The following is a 16,838-nucleotide window of genomic DNA, read 5'->3' as shown; positions in this document are numbered from 1 at the left end:
ATTAACGAAACTCTGGTCATTTTTTAAATTATTGATTAATAATTTAAAAAGTCTGCCTAGGTAGACTTTTGACGTTTTTCACTTAATTTAGTTTTTACTATCAGTGCTTGACGAAATATTGTCTTTCCATAAAAATCAACTGATTATGTGCGTGGGATATTTTCGTCAAGCATCAGCAACATTTGATAAAGTGCGCCCAGCAGATTAGAAGAATTACGAAAAGCACACGCGTCAATTTCAATAGGAGCAAAAGTTTGTTGTAAAAAAGGACTTGCTTCTCTAAGTAACTGATAGTGTTTTTTGATCGTGTCAATCAGCAGGGCTTGCTCACTAATGCCGCCGCCTATCACGATTTTTTCTAAATCTAAAAGTACTTGCATATCCGTTATTAAAAGAGCAATATCCCGACAATAGTTATTAAAATGTTCAGTCAATTCAGCAGATGTGTCCTCCGCTAAAGCATCAAAAACGCTCTGATAGTCATCGGGAGGCTTTTCTAGCAAGTCGGCAGCCTTTTTAATAAAGCGAACTGCGGACCCATGATGCCCATAGACTTGTGGTTCTTTTTTGTTATCCGTACGGTATGATAAAAAGCTCAATTCACCTGCTTGAAAATGCGGCCCTTGATACAAGCGATTATCTAAAATCAGACCGCCCCCGATTCCCGTTCCTAAAACGACGACGGCGCCATTTTTGATTCCTTTCAAATTACCGATCCACCATTCCGCCAACGCTGCCGCTTTTCCATCATTAACAACAATAAAAGGAAGCTTCGTCAGTGTCGCAATCCATTCTCTAATGGCGAAGTCATAGAGAAACAACAATGCTCCGCCCGTATGAATGTAACCTTTATCAGGATCAATTCTGCCAGGACAACTCATAGCAATCCCCTTAACGGAGTTTTTCTGTGTGCATATCTGTTGTCCAATCATTTCTTTGAATCCCTCTAAAGTCTTGGCTGTGGGTTCTTTCCAAGTTTCAATGAAATTACCGGAGTGGTCAATCAAACCGTATTTTGTAAATGTACCTCCCACATCGATGCTTAAATAATTCATAGTTTCTGCTCCTTCACCACAGTCTCAAATGAATTGTTTAAAAAAATCCAATTGTGCCAGATTGCACTCTTTGGCAATCTCGCTTTTCTGATCAATGTTGAACACATGACCTAATTCCGACCCATCCGGATTGCTGTACAATTTATAATCAGTCAAGACACCTTTTGATTGCAGCAAGTCTGCAAATAATTTTGCTTCGTTTTTCAGAAAATCATGGGTTGATGTGACAATAGATGCTGGAGGAAATTCTCCTGTGATATAATTTTCCACCGGGAATTGTGCCTTGGTGCTCTCAGGTACCGTTTCTCCAAAATAAAATGGAAAGTCATGATTTATCGGATTATTCTGACCGATAAAGAACGCACCGCAACTCACGGCAATAGCTTTCACCTTCACTGGTGCAACATCAAAGTTAAAAGTTGCCCCATAGTTCGGATTGCTGATAATTGCCCCGTACTGCTCTACCAGCTGAGCGCCTGCACTATCCCCGGTAAGAAACAGGTTGTCCAAATCCACAAAGTAATCATGTCCATTTTTTATCAACCAGTGCATCAAAGCATTAGTGTCCTCTAACGGTGCCGGATAGCTGCTGTCAGGTGCTAGACGGTAATTAAAATTAATAACAGTAAATCCTTGTGTTGCCAAAAACATCGTGTAAAAACGATACAGTTCCTTATCCCCGTAAAAAAATCCCCCGCCGTGAATGTTGACAATTGTGGGTAAAGGCCTTGATGTGTTTTTTGGATAGTAAATATCAAACTTATTCTCTTCTCCATGGGGACCATAGGAAAGATTTTTGATTTTCACTATTGTCTCCGACTCTTTCAATCCTGCATCACGCTTGGCATCTCCTTTGCTGAATTGTTCCCGCATCGCAGCCACATCTATTTCCATCATTTTACCTTCCTCCATCTCTTAAACTCTCTTTTTCGGCAATTTTTTCTGTCTTTCCTGTTAGTGTTAATATTGCCGCCATCACAATGGTCATGGCTAAAAATCCGCCAGAGGCAACCATCATACTGAATCCTGCACTATTATTTCCAAATAAATTGCCAAATGTATTCAATATTATCGGCGAACAGAAAACGCCGATATTGGTGGCAATAATCAGACAAGTGTATGAAAAGTTTATCGCGTTTTTTGGTGCCACTATAGCAGTCCAAGTATAAAGGAATGGCATGGAAAGACCAAACCCGGAGCCAACCAAAACCACACCAATCACTAACACCGGCATCGACTGGGCGAGACCGATGATAAAAAAGCCGGCAGTAACAATGAACAAACCGATTGGCAAGACTGCTTGCTTTAAAATTTTATGAATTTTCCCGTAAAAAATACCGATTGGAATGCCGACTAGCGTACTCAGACCAGTAACAATAGAAACACTGCTGGCGGTGCCGATACCGCTTGACACGATATATTCCGGCAACTTGATTACCAGTGTCATAAAAAAGGCAAAGAGGAAGAAAATCAACAGTGACAAACCGATTACAGGGCCATTGACCGTGATCCTTTCCGGTGCGGCGACTTCATCTGTTCCTCCGCTTTTCCGGTCGTCAACTTTTACAAATAAACCGAATAGGATAATTACTGGTACTATCACTAGATAAGCAAGAAATGTTTGACGCCATCCTAGCGTAACCAAATAACTGATGACAAAAGACAGCGTGGCACTCCCCAATGATCCTGCCATTGACTGATAGCCCATCATGGTGGAAAGCTCATCACCGTGGAAAAATTCTGCCAGCAAACTGACCGCGAGTGAATTGAATAAACCGATACCGGCACCGTAAGCAAATCTCGCTGCAAATACCACAGGGTAACTGGAAATAACTATCGGAATCAACCCGCTGAGCAATGCAATAAACAGCCCCAACATCACTGTTTTCTTTTTACCGATTACACGAATACAAAGGGGGCTGATTAACAGAGCCAAGATTATACCAAAGTTAGGAACCGTCAATAACGTTTCCACAGCGGATTGGGATTGATCTGTAAATTCTGCGAACATCAAAGGCAACGCGGCGGAAATTACAGGTGCTGTCATCAATAAAACCGAAATCGACAAGAGGGAAATTTTAAACATTGCAGATTGTTCTTTTGTTTTCATTTTATCAAACCTACCTTTCTCATGCGCCTATTGTATCGGCAAGCGGTTACATGAAAAGGCGAAATTATGACTATTATTTCGTCATTTTATGACTTTCGTTTATTTTTTTCCGATAATTACGTGGTGTCAGACCATATCTCTGCTTAAATCTCGTGGTCAGCGACTTATGATTCGGGAACCCGCATTGATCAGCAATCGCCTGTACTGAGATGTCGGTATTGGTGAGAAGCTGATAGGCTTCCTGCAGACGAAGTTTTGCCACATAATCCATCACAGGCATATCCATATATTTTTTAAATTTCCGTGAAAAATAACTCTCATTCAGATGAAATTTCGCTGCAAGTTCAGAAACTGAAAGAGAACTGGCTAATTCTTGCCTGATATAGACTAACACCTTGTCTATCCAATCAAACTCTGCAGCCGAAGTGTATAAATTATTTTTCGTCGTCTGCATGGTGGAAAATGAACGTGTCAGCAAATAAAGAGCCTCATACATCAGAGCCATGATATAAAGATTTTCAAGCGACTTCTCTTTATCAGCAGAATGAAACATCTCCGTAAATAAAAACTGTAACTGGCGATGATCTCTCAGCTGCTGTTCTGTCATTTGACGGTCGTCTGGAATCTGATAATAACGGTAGGCGAAATCAGGAATCCATTCTTCCATAAAATCATAAGGAAGCAGAATAGACAGCACCAGATTTTCCTCATGGGGTTTTGTCACGCCAAGGACAGAATGAATCTCGTTTGGATTGACAAGGATGATAGTCCCTGCCTGGGGATTGTAGTGATGTCCGTTGACAATAAATTCTTTAGTTTCACCTTTCATCGTGTAGCTTATCTCAAAAGACCGGTGCCAATGTCTGCGGATGAATGCGGTAGTACTCTTATGAAGAATTACCTTAAAAGGAAGATCATCCTCCGTCACGTCTACGATTTCGTGTTCAAACATCTGTGTCCCTCCCGTTTTTATAGTTGAAATTATTATAGCATTGATTGGCAGATGAATTTCTGTGATTTTTTATTGCAAGTCTTAATTACAAGCTTGGTATATAGTATACTATTTATAGGGATGTGTCTCATGAATCAACACACTGGAAAATCACTAATTTAAAATTTATTAACAGAAATCTTTTATCTAGCCCCGAGATTCCTTTTGAGCATAAAAAAACCGGCAGAGAAAAATTCTCCGCCGATTGGTTCATTTCTATCCCGTTTTTACCATCTCTTACATTTTAAAAAAAGTTCTTAACTAAAACAAATGGCAACTCTAGCTTCCCTGATAACTCTTTTTAAAGCAGTGTTACTTTCCCGCCAGCACTTCCTTTATTTCTTACAACGACAGATTTTTTCTTGCCTTTTTTCAGCGAAAAACAGGTATCTTTACGGCGTTTGATAAAAATCTTCAACTTAGTCGAACCATCGTCACTTTTCAAAACATATTTTCCTCCGCTCAAGTCTGGAATAACCAACCTGCCCGCTTCATCTGTCACTCCAGTTACAGGTTTTTGGTCCTGCATCACAGGATATTTGCCGTTGCTCGTGTACACGCCAAAGACTTTATCCGATTGCGGCTGTGCCGCAGGATTAATAAATTGTACTTTCAACTGATACGTCCGGCGACTGATTTGATTCATAGACCACAAACGGTGAGCCAACCACACCAAAAAACAAATAATTGCCAGTGCCAGTGCCAACAGCGACCACAAGAATAGTTGCTGCCACTTCCGCACGGATGACAAGTCTTTAGCCATTTTTTCCGCCTGATAGGGGACACGATGCCCTCGGACCAATAAACGGTGGCTATTGACCATATACGGCGTGCAAGTCAGCAACGTTACCAAATCTTTTCCGTCTTCGATAAACAGATCTTTCGTGTCAGTCGGTTCGATAACCTTCGTCTGATCCACCTCATACGCTAGAGTTTCATCATTGATTTCAATGTAAAAAACATCCCCGATGTCAAGCTTGGGTAAATCAGTAAATAACTTGGCTTGAGGAAGCCCCCGATGTCCCGTGATTACCGCATGGGTATTTTCTCCTCCCGTAGGAAATGACGTTCCCGATAACAGGGAGCTCCCTTTCTCTAATAGAACAGCTGTCGTGCTGTCAAAGATAGGTAACTGAACTTTGATTTTCGGGATCGTAATCACACCGATTGTGTGTTTCTGATAATAATTTTTTTCCACCTTTTTTTTCTTTTTGGGTTTTTCATCAAAGGGGTCCGCTCCCGGATTGCCGTCTTTGTCTGCCAGTTCTTTGTTTTTTTCAGCCATTTCTTGGCGCTGCTTTTCCATTATCCGCTGATTTTCTTTGCTGGCCTGTTTTTGATAGCTTGAGATAATCTGCTGATCTAAAAAATTATTCAAAGCATCACTGACAAACGGATAGGCCAGAGCACTAATTCCGACCAGAAGCAACACAAACATTAAAATGTCCGCGAGCATACGTTTTTTCTTTCGAACCATGATCTGACCTCATCTTTCATCAAAAGAATAAAAAGAAACCTCGAGGAGATTTCTTTTTATTCCAAATAGGTTGTGTTCTTATGCTTGAAGTTCTTTTCTGCGTTTACTGAAGTATACTGCACCGACTGCAACTAGAAGCAATCCGCCGCCGATAAAGAAATAAATGCCCATGCCGCCTGTGGAAGGCAAGGTTCCTTTGTGCTTGTTCGGCACTTTTTGTGGATCGAATAATGCTTGCGTATCGCCGTAAGAATTCTTATCCACGGTAAACCCGATTCGTTTTGTCAACTTCACATAGTCGTTTGGTGCTTCTGTTTCTTCTAAGAAGTAAGTACCGTATTTCAATCCGGTGATGTCCAATAGACCGTCTGCACCTGTTGTAAATTCAGTGGCATCTGTTAGTGCATCGACCCATGAAATTTTCTTGTCAGTGTCGATTTTCAGATATTTAGCAGTATCTTCATCTGCATTGCGGATGACAAACTTTGCACCTGCTAACGGTGTGTCTTCCTTGGTGACGTCGCCATCAATCTTGATAAATCGTTTACCCCCTGTTCTTACTTCTACTTCAGGTGGTGTTTTATCATCCGTATGTCCGTTTTCAACTTGAGCTTTGTTTTTATAACCTTGAGTCGGATCCGCTTTGTCATTCAAATACATTTTGTACTCGAATCTCAATGTGCCGCCCGGTGATAATGAAGGAATATAAGCTGGGTTGACTGCCACCGTAAAGCCGTTCGTTGTTTCTGTCACCGTATAGTTTGCAACATTGATTACTGTATCGCCGTCAAACAAACCATATTTCGTCGTGTCATTAACAAATGTCAACGCTTCGCTATGACTATCAATCAAATCAAACTGAGTGTATTTATTATCTGTTCCAACTTTGTCAGCAATCCCTAACGGAATATTGACAGAGATTTCAAAGTCAATTTCTTCACCGATGGCATAGTCCTTGCCGTTGTAATTTGGTGTCGTTTTTTCAACTTTTGACGTGTCGTTTTTAACCGTAACCTCAACTGCTGTTTGGTTTTTAGTGATTTCAAAAGTTTTTTTAGTTTCTTTATCAATCATCGCTGCATTAGCTGGTGCCTTAGTCTCTTCAAGGATATAGCTTCCAACTTCTAAACCAGAAACATTTAAAATACCTTCTGAACCAGGTGCTCCTGCAATTGTAGCATCACTTGGGCTGTAATTATTTCTTGTGATGAACTTAAATGCCTTAGTTTTGTCCTCTGACCAAGTATACAAGCCATCTTTGGCACCAGAAATATACTTAGTGACGCCGCCTTCCTCTTTCAAAATAGCAAATACTGCACCATCTAATAATTCGTTGGCGCCAGTTCCTATTTTCGTGACTGTCAAAGAGCCGGCGGTTGTTACTTCATTTTTCGGATACAGATGAATATCGTTCAGCTCAACATCGCCGTAGCTTCCGTTTTCAAGAATCTCATAAACTGGAAATGCGATAACCATATTTACACCAGCTGTCACTCCATCTTTAGCTGTCTCCACAATAGTGTACACTGCATCTTTGCCGCCGCTCTTTTTAGGGAGCTCCAGTGTCAAATTGCCATTGCTGTCAGTCGTACCTGTGGCTACAGCGCTACCTGGGGTCAAGCCTATTACTTCCTCTTTCGCTTTATCGACGGTCATACCAGCTTCTCTTTTTTCATAAAACTCAGCTGTCACATCGTATGCCTTGAATTCAACATCTGCCAACCCTTGATACTGGTCGAACTCTGTCATCACATTACCAGTATTTTGAATGGGGTCATTAGGCAATGTCGTCATCTTTTTCTTATGGATTGTAACATTTGCTTTTCCTTCTGCCGCTATTACCGGTTTCGCAAGGCCTATATTTAAAAACATAGGCAAGGATAAAATCAAGATACCTATAAACACTCCAACCTTTTTTAACTGTTTCATTTTCTTACTCCTTCTTTCCGTTTTCTCATAATAAACCAAACAACACCAAGCAAAACTATTCCAATAATCGCCAATCCTGGACCGGCTGCTTCACCTGTTTGCGGTAAAATTGGTTTCTTCTTAGGAGGGTCTGCCTTCTTTTTGTTAATCACATGCAAGGCTGCCGTAGGTGTTCCCTGTTCTTGGTAAGAACCCTTTTCGATTTTAAATGGTATCAGCGATTTCGTCAGAACGTAACCTTTTGGTGCTTGTAATTCCTCCAGCTGATACTCGCCATCTTTCAGGCCGGTAATTTCAAATTGACCGTTCTTATCTGACACCAATTTTACTAACCCGTCTGATGGGGTCTTTTCCCAGAAGTAGCTGTCACCCTTGTAACTCAAATATTCGTTACGCTCGTTCCTCACTGCAAAGACTGCATCAGCTAAGGATTTCCCTTTATTACTGCTGTCAACCTTAACAAAACGTTTCCCACCTGTACGAACTTGTTCCGTACTGATGATTGGGTCGTGTCCAAGGTCCAAAATCGCTTGGTTCGTAATAGGCTCATCCGGTATAGCAGAAGGAGATAAAATCATCTGGTAAGTCACTGTCAACGTTTTTCCGGCGTGCTTTTTCAAGGCAGGCAGATCAAACGTCAGCACAAAGCCATTAGTCTTAGGTGCAAGTCGGAAACCGCTAGTCAACTGTACGTCCTCTACAAAAATCTCCAGACTGCTCTCATCAAATTTCAATTGCTCGTTTGTTGTGTCTTGAATGACAAATTTTTTGTATGACACAAAGCTCTCAGGTAATTCTATCTCCAGTTGATAAGTGATACGTTCACCTATCGCAACTCCAGCTGGGTGGTCCTGCACTGTTTTTTCAAATGGCGGTTCCACATAACTGGTTTCATTTTTAGGGTAGAGATGAATAGTAGTCAACGCCTGTCCATTTTTGCCTATGATTGGAAGAACAACTACTAGGTTTTTCGAACGCTCTTTTACAAATTCCGGAGCATCCGATTCAACAAACAGATAAACTCTATCACGTTGCTCACTATCTTTAGCCGGCAAATTGAATACTGCCACGCCATCTTCTGACCCTCTTGTAGCTGTCACCTGAGTGGCAACATTGGTCGATCCAGTGACTCCGTCGACAGCAAGTTGGCTTTGAGCTTCCTCTACTGTTTTGCCTTCATCACGCAGCTCATAAAATGACTCCGTGACATCGTAGGCTTCGAACGTTACCCCGTTCAGCCCCTCGTAATCAGTCAGAAGCGTTCCTTCGTTTCCGTCATTAAGAACTTCTTCAGGCATTTTCTCTTCATCAAACAATAATTTATGGAGGACTAATTGAACATTATCCGGCGATGTTCCCTGTGCGCTCGCCTTACTTGGCACTGTGATAAATGACATGAGCATCACCAATAATGCAAAGACCGTTACTTTTTTAGTCATTTAGCCCACCTCCTTTTGGCGTGAGAAGCGAAAAAGCAGGTACCCTGCCGCAACAATTAATGTAGTTGCCCCTGAGAGATAAATCAACAAACGTCCATTGCCGCCTGTGTCAGGCAGTTTTATCTTGGCATAGTTTGTGACATCCAGCTCAACTTGGTTGTTGCCAGCTCCCTCAACTAGAAAATCGTCAGATTTCTTATCATCGATGGTGACTGATCCGTCTTCGTGAATAGTGATAGAAACAGGTTTTTCCAGTCCGCGATAGCCTTCTGGTGTGAATATCTCCGTCAACTCATACGTTCCCGGTTGTAAATCTTTGAAGTGGAATGTGTCCAACTCAGCTCCATCAGCTGGAAGCTCTACACCTTCCCCTAGTCCTGGACCTGTCAGCTTGAATTTCGCACCTTTCAGCGCTTTCTTATCATCATCCAGCTTATTGACAGTCAAATCAAAAGGTTTTAATTTGTTCGCGTGAGTGAATGTCCAGACCTCTTCATCAGCTTTTACATTCGTTCCGCCATAAGTAATCTTTCCGTAAGCATCCACGATGAACTCATAATTGTCCGAACGTGTATCGTAACCTTTAGGACCTTTTGTTTCGATTACTTGATAGTCTCCCGGTTCAATAGAATCGAAAGTAACAAGGCCATCTGCTTTAGATGTTCCCTCAGAAACTTTCTCGTAGGTTCCTTTGGCATTTTTCTTTTGCAGTTCGAAAGTCGCACCTGCTAAAGGAGTTTGCTTATCTCCTGTATCAAGTCGATATTTCCAAACAGCAACCGGTACTTTTTTGAACGCGTTCGTAATCGTCAGTTCGATTTGCTGGTTAGCGATCGTTGCTGGTTTATCATCAATCGTCACTTTACCATTTTTAGCAACAACGATTGTCCATGTTGTTGTTCCTGACAACTCATGACCGTCTGGTGCTTGCGTTTCCGTCAGTGTGTACGTTTGTCCTTTATCTAAAGTCACATCAGCCGGCAATGTATATGTACCATCACCGTTATCGGTTAGTGTGACATCCAGTCCGTCGCCAGTCAGCTTAAAGACTGCACCTTTCAACCAGCCATTACTAGCGGATGATTTTTTCTTGATTGTCAAGCCGTACGGTTTGAATTTTTTAGTATTTGTGACGACAGTGCTTGTTATTTCAGATGTGTAGCCGTCAACTTCGACTTCATTGACTACTTTATAGTTGAAATCAACACCGTTATTATTATACTTTGGCAGATATAGTGTTTCATCGTAGTTAACACCATCTGCTGACAGTTTTTCAATTCCCGTCCGCTCCCAATTATCTGTTGTGTCATTAGCCGGTTTGTCGATACGAACGTAACCGCTCTTCCACGAATTGTCGTCTGTTGTGTGTTCTCTCCCTACTTCGAAGGTCACTTGATCTGGACGACCGCTTCGGTCTCCATCAAACTCATCCCAGACTTTTTTCAGATTCAGTTTCACACCAGGTGCTTTCCCTGATGGAACACCAAACTCATACTTCGGCTCCGAAGGTTTCGGCTGAAACGTCGTCAGACCATTCATCTGATACCAATAATCCGGACGAAAATCAGCGCCCTCTGTTTTCAAACGTACTTGATAGTGAAGCTGGATTTCTTGACCTTTTACTAGATTGATATTGGTTACCTTGATTGTACCGTTTTCTTCAGTAACTGTTGGTAAAATAGTCCCGTTTCCGAAAGGTTTAGGTGTCACAGGTGAAGCAAGAGAAAATGGCTCTGCAATTGGGTCAGTGATACTTCCGTCAGCAACTGTTCCGGAAAAGCCAATTGCTTTTTTGGTTAAATAATCTGCTATATCAGCCGCTTCCTCAGCGGATTCATAATAGTGGTGGCCATCAATGTCTTTTGTCACAATTTGTTTCATTCGTGCTTCTACCTGAGCTTTAGTTAGATACAAACTTTTATCAACATAATCCGCTGATAGTTGAATTCCCAAGCCATGAATCTGCACGTTGTTATTTTTCAATTTGATTGCTTCACCAATTGTGGCAGGAAATGTGTCTTTTATTAAAGCCTGATCGCCGCCTCCTGTCTTATTAACTCTATATTCATCTGTTCTGTATACCGGGAACAACCAAGATCCAACATTTCCTCCATCTAATCTTGAAGTATCATAACCTTTATCTATCCTTCTGTATTCATATGCATTAGCATAATATTCACTTCCTTGTAGGGTTTCACCTTCTCGTGCTATCACACCGGCTTCGCTTACATGATAAGAAAATGTTGGCACGCCATCTGTCAACAAGACGATGATTTTTTCTCTGTCTCCAGAACCACTCAACATGTTGCCGGCATCCCTTAGCGCTTTTTGAGTAAATGTTCCACCCTGTACTGTTTCAGGAGTAAAGCCCTTGATTCTTTTAGCCAATCCCTGATTAAAATTACTAAGTTGGATGCTGTCATTGCTCCCATCATCATAAGAATACCCGATGTATCCCAGTCTTATATTATCTGTAATATTTTCCCCACTTGCAGATAGAGTGTCAACAAAACTATTGACTCCTTTTTTTACTTCTTTGATGCGGTCCCCATTCATACTGCCTGACCAGTCCACTACCAAGACAATATCCATAGGTTTAACAGCTTTCTGATAGTTTCCCTTGACATTTAGGTACACATCAAATAAACCGGGCGTGGTTGTTTGTCTTGCATATTTACGGATAGCGAAATCTGCCTTGTCACCAGTTCCGCCATACTCAATATATGAGTTGGTCCGATTAGTTGGTTCACCGTCCCATTTCGTGACGCCGTCCCACTGATTGCTGCCATTTATATTTCCTTGATGGTTGATGACATTTTCCTGACCAGTAGGCTGCCAACTGGCCGTTGGGTATTTGCCTGTTTCATCTGTCGTATATCCCGGCTTAATCAGCGTGTGTTCCTGTCTGGCAGTTCTGCTGTTAAAAAATCTTGGTTCTATAAATGGGTTGTAAGTCCCATCTTCCTCAGTGTCTTCTGTTTCTTCGTCCTTTATTTCATCCTGTGTTTCTGTCTCTGCGGTTGCTTCAGCTTCCGTTGTGCCAGTTCCACTTTCTGGTATCGGTCCGGTGCTGTCAATTGTTTGTGTCTCATCGACAATCAGTTCCTGATCACCAGCAATCAGTTTCATACCTTGCCCCTCAACCCACTGCGTGCCGTCCACAGAGAAATGCAACTCTACTTCTTTTTGAGTCGTTGGTGGGATAGTCAGTGAGATAGTACCATTACCGACTGCCCACGAGACGCCTTCCTTCTCTAATGGAGCTGGCACTTCCGCTAACTGGTTGCCCGCTACTGTGATATCCTGAACAGCTGATTCTTGACTTTGATTAGACACTTTCGCCTTTAATTCAAGGTATCGGCCTCCCGAATCATCAAGCTTCGTTTGGGCTGATAATAAAGTCAGTTTATCAGTGTTTGCAGCGGAAATGGTTTCAGCAGCTGCTGCAACCGGCAAAGCATAAGATATAATTAGAATTAGTACCGCGAAAACTGCATTGACCCTACGCCACATTTGCCTATTCATATTTCTCCTCCTTCTCAATGAGCAAATATAATCAACTACTATTTTTCATTAAACATGTTATAAATGAACTGTAGTAGGTGTTTTAATCCTTCCATAAATAGTATGCCCATCTTAATATCATTATACGAGCTTGCATTATCGTTATAACACCAACAACGAGACCATATAGTTTCAATTGTGATGATTTTGTTTTCATTTATTGATGTATCCTCATATTAAAAAGACATTCTTTTTAAGGGGGGGTTCTTTATGATTGAATGGTTTGAAGGAAATTATCAAAAAATGATAAAAATTATTAAGATGCTTTATTTTTCTGATGATTGGAAAACAAAAAAACAGCTAGCTGAGTATGCTGGCTGTTCTGAATCAACATTTATCAGATACATGAAGGAAATCAAATCACTTTGGGGAGACTCTCTGAAGATCGAAACATCAAAAAAGATGGGGTATCGAATCAAAAGTTTTAACATTTCCGATTATATACACATCATAAAAGATATGACCAACGGCTCCACTGTTAGCCGATTGCTTCACGAAATCATCATCTATCCCGGAAAAAACATTGAAGACTACTGTGAGACCCTTAATATCAGTAGTTCATCGTTTTCACGTAAACTTAAACAATGCAACCAAATCCTTGAGCCCTACAATATTCATCTCTCTGTTAACAAAGGCTATCAGCTTTTCGGGGAAAATGAAAAGGAATTGCGAGTTTTTGTTACATATTTTTTCTTAGAGTTCTACGGACACAATGCTCTTCCCTTTTCACTCGAACCAAATAAAGTAAAAAATATACTTAAAAAAAATAACTGTAAGTTGAACTGGCTCAATGAAGAAAATACTTTCGAACATGTTTTTTTCGTCATGCTTTTTACTGTTCATCTAATAAGAGAAATTCAAGGACATGAGCTTTCTCGATACAAAAAAAACACACCTTCGACGCAAAATTCGGGGTGGAGTTATTTCAAAAGGAGGATGACTGGTCTCACTCATGGAATGTACAACAATATTATCACTTTTTTTCAGAAAGATTTGCTGCAATGGTCTTCTAAATCAGAGCAGATCCGTGTGAAAAATTTAATTGAAAAAAATATAAGAAAAAGTCATTTTTTTACTTTTTTAAATTTCGATAGGGAACACAGTAAGTTTCTTTGCAATCTTATTTCTACCATATATTTATTTAATAAATCCTTTCCTTTTCACACATCTAAATTGACTCACAGAATTTCTATTTTTGCACAACAAATAAAATATAATGATGGGAATTTATTTTCTCTCCTTCAAAATGATTTGGAATTTTTTTCAGATGTGCTCGGAACAGACTTAAAGTATCATCTTTCTATCTATGTCTACTGGTTTTTAACTGGAAAACCTGAATTTGGTCAGTATTTTTCTTCCAAAAAAATACTGGCTGTCAGCGACTTAGGCCTTCAACATGCAGAGATTTTAGCTACCTATATTTCTAATGGCCTGTCATTCCAAAAAATAAACATCCGGGTTATTCCAACATACACTGCTCTGTTATCACAATATAATTTTTCAAATTTTGATTTAATCGTCTCTAATCAACCCATACCAAACAGTCCGCTTCCCGTATTTCTGATTAATGATGACTTTACTGGACTGGACAAACAAAAATTTATTGATATTCTTTCCCCAATCGACAATCCTTGAAACCAAGAGAGTCTGATAATTCTTTTTTAAGCCTTAATAAATACCCTTAGATAAAAAACTCCTGAGCAGGAGCACTTATCTAAGGGTATGTTATGCAAAACATTTTTTCTCTCAGCAGAGTCAAAAAGTTCTTTACTATCTTTAATCCTGAATAATATCTGCAAAATATCCGCCAATAACTTGGTTTAAGTCCTGGGGGTTTACCGACATTTGCAAGCCTCTTTTTCCAGCAGATACATAAATGATTGCCAGTGTTTCAGCAGATTGGTGAAGATAGGTGGGAAATTGTTTCTTCATACCTATCGGCGAACAGCCACCGCGGATGTATCCGGTCACTGACTCCAGCTCTTTAAGAGGAAGCATCTCAACTTTTTTATTGCCGCTTGCTTTGGCAAGTTTTTTTAAATCCAACACTTGATTGCTTGGAATTACAGCCACCAGATAGCCCGTTTTATTCCCTTGGGCCACTAATGTTTTAAAAATATTTTTTGCCGGGACACCTAAGCGCTCGGCAACTTCTGCGGCAGATAAGTGCTGGGTGTCGTCAATTTCAAAACTTTGTTCTTGATGATTGATTTTTCTCTGTTCTAATAAACGTAATGCATTAGTCTTCACGACTTTTTTCTTTGCCATATTTCTCAATCCTAACCAATGGCCGCGATTAAATGTGCCAGTTCTTCCACAGGGATTTGCCCTGGTGCTGATGCTTCTGATAGGCTGGCAAACGTCATGGCTGAACCAAATTTATGCCCGACAATCCGGCTGACTTTTCCCACAGCGCCCATGGAGATACACACCAGCGGTTTAGAGTAGAGTTGTTGTGCCTGTTCGGATACTGTCAACACTTTCAAGACATCTAAATTATCCTTTGGCATGACAGCAAATTTAAAGATGTCTCCCTGAGCCTCTGCCATGCGGGCTAGTAACGCCATTAATTCGGAAGCTTCCGGTGTCTGCTGAAAATCATGATAAGAAATTAACACCAAGTAATCTTTTTCATGGGCTGTCTGAATCAAAGCAGAACGATCTGCCACTTTTTGCAGTTGAATATCTAGAATATCTGCCAGTTCCGTATCCATAATAATATAGTAGAGATTTTCGTAGTCACCGAGAGATAACTTTTTGTCTCCGCCTTCCTCTGCGGTTCTAAAAGTGAACAACAGAGGCTTGTTTTTAATGACTTCCCGAATTTTTTCCAACACAGCAGTCAAAACTTCACGGGTCAACGGACCATCAAAAAAATCTGCCCGCCATTCTATTATATCCGCACTTGTCCCAGCCGCAGTGCGTGCCTGTTCTTCAATCTCTTCTTGAGTTCTTCCTGTTAAGGGAACACATATCAATGGTTTACCTTCTAATCCGCTTTTTTCCAACCCCAATAATTTTCTCATTCACGACCCCTCCATCTTCTCTAATTTGTCAAACGATATATCAAAACTTTTAAATAATTCCCTTCTGGAAAATCATTCGATACGCTGAAGTCCGCCGGCAAACGATACCTTTCTACCATTTCAAAGGTTCGTCCGGCAGCTGTCAATCCTTTTTCGACCATGCTGACAAACTTGCCATAATCCAGATTAGCCACATTCGTAGAGGCCAGCAAAGAACCATTTTTTCTAATCACCCCGGCAGCATCTTCTACCAGCTCTCCGTAATTTTGGCTCACGGAAAAAGTTCTTTTTTTATTTCTGGCAAATCCTGGAGGATCCAAAATCACTAAATCAAAGGACATTTTTTTCCTTTTAGCGTATCGAAAATAATCGAAAGTATCCATGACGATGATGTGATGATCAGCCAGGGATAATTGATTTACTTCGAACATTTCCTCCGTTTTTGGCCGGCTTCGTTTTGCCAAATCTACACTGACAGTACTCTTGGCACCGCCAAGGGCTGCAGCAACAGAAAAAGCACCCGTATAGCTGAAGGTATTCAGCACATCCAGTCCCTTAGCCATGCCGTTAATCAGCTGCCCCCGAACTTCTTTTTGATCTAAAAAAATTCCGGTCATCATGCCTTCATTCAAGTAGGTGGCAAATATTGCACCGTTCTCTTTGACCAATAACGGCTCTGGTGCAGTTTCTCCGTAAATGTGCCGGCTCTCAGGCAGATGTTTATTTTCAAAGCGGTTTTTTTCGTATATCCCCCGACATGCAGGGAAAACTGCTAAAAAGCTTTCCATTATTAATTCTTTGAAGAAATAAATACTTTCGTTGTACCATGTGATTAACACAAAATCACCGTAGGCATCTATCGTGATGCCGCCAATCCCGTCCCCTTCACCGTTAAACAAGCGAAAAGCTGTGGTTTCATCATCTTGAAAAAAGGTGGACCGTTTACTTTTGGCCTTTTCGAAAATGGTTTTAAAAAAACGATTGTTCAAAGCTGTTTCTTTATCTCTGCTGAGAATCCAGCCGATGCCTTTATTTTGCTTTCCTATATAACCAGTGCCTATATACATATTATTTTGTGTCACAAATGATACCCATTGTTTTGTTTTTTCCTGATCACGGGTATCCATCAAATCTTTTGCTGCAATCAGCGGATAGCCTTTGCGAAGTTTTTCTGCACTTTTGGAACAAATTTTTATTTTTTCCATCACTCATTTACCTTTCTTAGTCTTTCATGAGAATATTCTAGC

General features: G+C 40.7%; 11 protein-coding genes and 1 pseudogene. 1 reads left to right on the top strand and 11 read right to left on the bottom strand.

The features are described from left to right. Positions 1–143 precede the first annotated feature (143 nt). From AC4PHI_RS02325 to AC4PHI_RS02290, 8 genes and pseudogenes are all read right to left on the bottom strand, one after another. Positions 144–1,055: an ROK family protein gene (locus AC4PHI_RS02325; RefSeq protein ID WP_492200720.1), complete on the bottom strand. Its 912-nt coding sequence runs from the start codon at positions 1,053–1,055 to the stop codon at positions 144–146. Positions 1,056–1,079: 24 nt separating this feature from the next. Continuing rightward, positions 1,080–1,952 carry an alpha/beta hydrolase gene (locus AC4PHI_RS02320; RefSeq protein ID WP_492200719.1) on the bottom strand — a complete coding sequence of 291 codons (873 nt, stop codon included), beginning with the start codon at positions 1,950–1,952 and terminating at the stop codon, positions 1,080–1,082. Position 1,953: 1 nt separating this feature from the next. Next, positions 1,954–3,165, bottom strand: coding sequence for an MFS transporter (locus AC4PHI_RS02315; RefSeq protein WP_492200718.1), 1,212 nt, complete (start codon positions 3,163–3,165; stop codon positions 1,954–1,956). 73 nt (positions 3,166–3,238) lie between these two features. After that, on the bottom strand, positions 3,239–4,117 hold the full coding sequence (locus tag AC4PHI_RS02310; RefSeq protein WP_492200717.1) for an AraC family transcriptional regulator: 879 nt from the start codon (positions 4,115–4,117) through the stop codon (positions 3,239–3,241). A gap of 694 nt (positions 4,118–4,811) precedes the next feature. Continuing rightward, positions 4,812–5,633 (bottom strand): annotated as a pseudogene (locus AC4PHI_RS02305) (class C sortase); the annotation flags it as partial. A gap of 78 nt (positions 5,634–5,711) precedes the next feature. Beyond that, the gene (locus tag AC4PHI_RS02300) at positions 5,712–7,562 is read right to left on the bottom strand and encodes a SpaH/EbpB family LPXTG-anchored major pilin (RefSeq protein ID WP_492200716.1); all 1,851 of its coding nucleotides are present in this window, start codon (positions 7,560–7,562) and stop codon (positions 5,712–5,714) included. Then, entirely contained in the window at positions 7,559–9,001 is a 1,443-nt protein-coding gene (locus tag AC4PHI_RS02295; RefSeq protein WP_492200715.1) for a SpaH/EbpB family LPXTG-anchored major pilin, read from the bottom strand. The genes AC4PHI_RS02300 and AC4PHI_RS02295 overlap by 4 nt, the downstream gene beginning before the upstream one ends. Further along, a complete protein-coding gene (locus tag AC4PHI_RS02290; protein ID WP_492200714.1) occupies positions 9,002–12,526 on the bottom strand; it encodes a SpaA isopeptide-forming pilin-related protein in 3,525 nt (1,174 codons plus the stop codon). A gap of 249 nt (positions 12,527–12,775) precedes the next feature. Between AC4PHI_RS02290 and AC4PHI_RS02285 the strand changes: the two genes are divergently transcribed. Then, a complete protein-coding gene (locus AC4PHI_RS02285) occupies positions 12,776–14,200 on the top strand; it encodes an AcpB/EbpR/MafR family transcriptional regulator (RefSeq protein ID WP_492200713.1) in 1,425 nt (474 codons plus the stop codon). A 141-nt stretch (positions 14,201–14,341) separates the two neighbouring features. On the opposite strand, the gene ybaK is transcribed toward AC4PHI_RS02285, so the two are convergent. The 3 genes from ybaK to AC4PHI_RS02270 are packed head-to-tail and all read right to left on the bottom strand — an operon-like array spanning position 14,342 to position 16,796. Then, the gene (gene ybaK, locus AC4PHI_RS02280; protein ID WP_492200712.1) at positions 14,342–14,833 is read right to left on the bottom strand and encodes a Cys-tRNA(Pro) deacylase; all 492 of its coding nucleotides are present in this window, start codon (positions 14,831–14,833) and stop codon (positions 14,342–14,344) included. Positions 14,834–14,844: 11 nt separating this feature from the next. After that, positions 14,845–15,591: a type I 3-dehydroquinate dehydratase gene (aroD, locus tag AC4PHI_RS02275; protein ID WP_492200711.1), complete on the bottom strand. Its 747-nt coding sequence runs from the start codon at positions 15,589–15,591 to the stop codon at positions 14,845–14,847. Between the two features lie 20 nt (positions 15,592–15,611). Then, positions 15,612–16,796, bottom strand: a complete 1,185-nt coding sequence (locus tag AC4PHI_RS02270; protein WP_492200710.1) for a class I SAM-dependent rRNA methyltransferase — start codon at positions 16,794–16,796, stop codon at positions 15,612–15,614. Positions 16,797–16,838 lie beyond the last annotated feature (42 nt).

It is taken from the genome of Vagococcus sp. QWL-13, from assembly GCF_058683555.1.
This window is presented reverse-complemented; position numbering and strand designations above follow the sequence as displayed.

Bases quoted from the DNA above. Each gene is read 5' to 3' on its own strand.
- AC4PHI_RS02325 (WP_492200720.1), bottom strand. From the start codon at position 1,055: ATGAATTATTTAAGCATCGATGTGGGAGGTACATTTACAAAATACGGT.
- AC4PHI_RS02310 (WP_492200717.1), bottom strand. From the start codon at position 4,117: ATGTTTGAACACGAAATCGTAGACGTGACGGAGGATGATCTTCCTTTT.
- ybaK (WP_492200712.1), bottom strand. From the start codon at position 14,833: ATGGCAAAGAAAAAAGTCGTGAAGACTAATGCATTACGTTTATTAGAA.
- AC4PHI_RS02290 (WP_492200714.1), bottom strand. From the start codon at position 12,526: ATGAATAGGCAAATGTGGCGTAGGGTCAATGCAGTTTTCGCGGTACTA.
- AC4PHI_RS02285 (WP_492200713.1), top strand. From the start codon at position 12,776: ATGATTGAATGGTTTGAAGGAAATTATCAAAAAATGATAAAAATTATT.
- AC4PHI_RS02315 (WP_492200718.1), bottom strand. From the start codon at position 3,165: ATGAAAACAAAAGAACAATCTGCAATGTTTAAAATTTCCCTCTTGTCG.
- AC4PHI_RS02270 (WP_492200710.1), bottom strand. From the start codon at position 16,796: ATGGAAAAAATAAAAATTTGTTCCAAAAGTGCAGAAAAACTTCGCAAA.
- aroD (WP_492200711.1), bottom strand. From the start codon at position 15,591: ATGAGAAAATTATTGGGGTTGGAAAAAAGCGGATTAGAAGGTAAACCA.
- AC4PHI_RS02300 (WP_492200716.1), bottom strand. From the start codon at position 7,562: ATGAAACAGTTAAAAAAGGTTGGAGTGTTTATAGGTATCTTGATTTTA.
- AC4PHI_RS02295 (WP_492200715.1), bottom strand. From the start codon at position 9,001: ATGACTAAAAAAGTAACGGTCTTTGCATTATTGGTGATGCTCATGTCA.
- AC4PHI_RS02320 (WP_492200719.1), bottom strand. From the start codon at position 1,952: ATGATGGAAATAGATGTGGCTGCGATGCGGGAACAATTCAGCAAAGGA.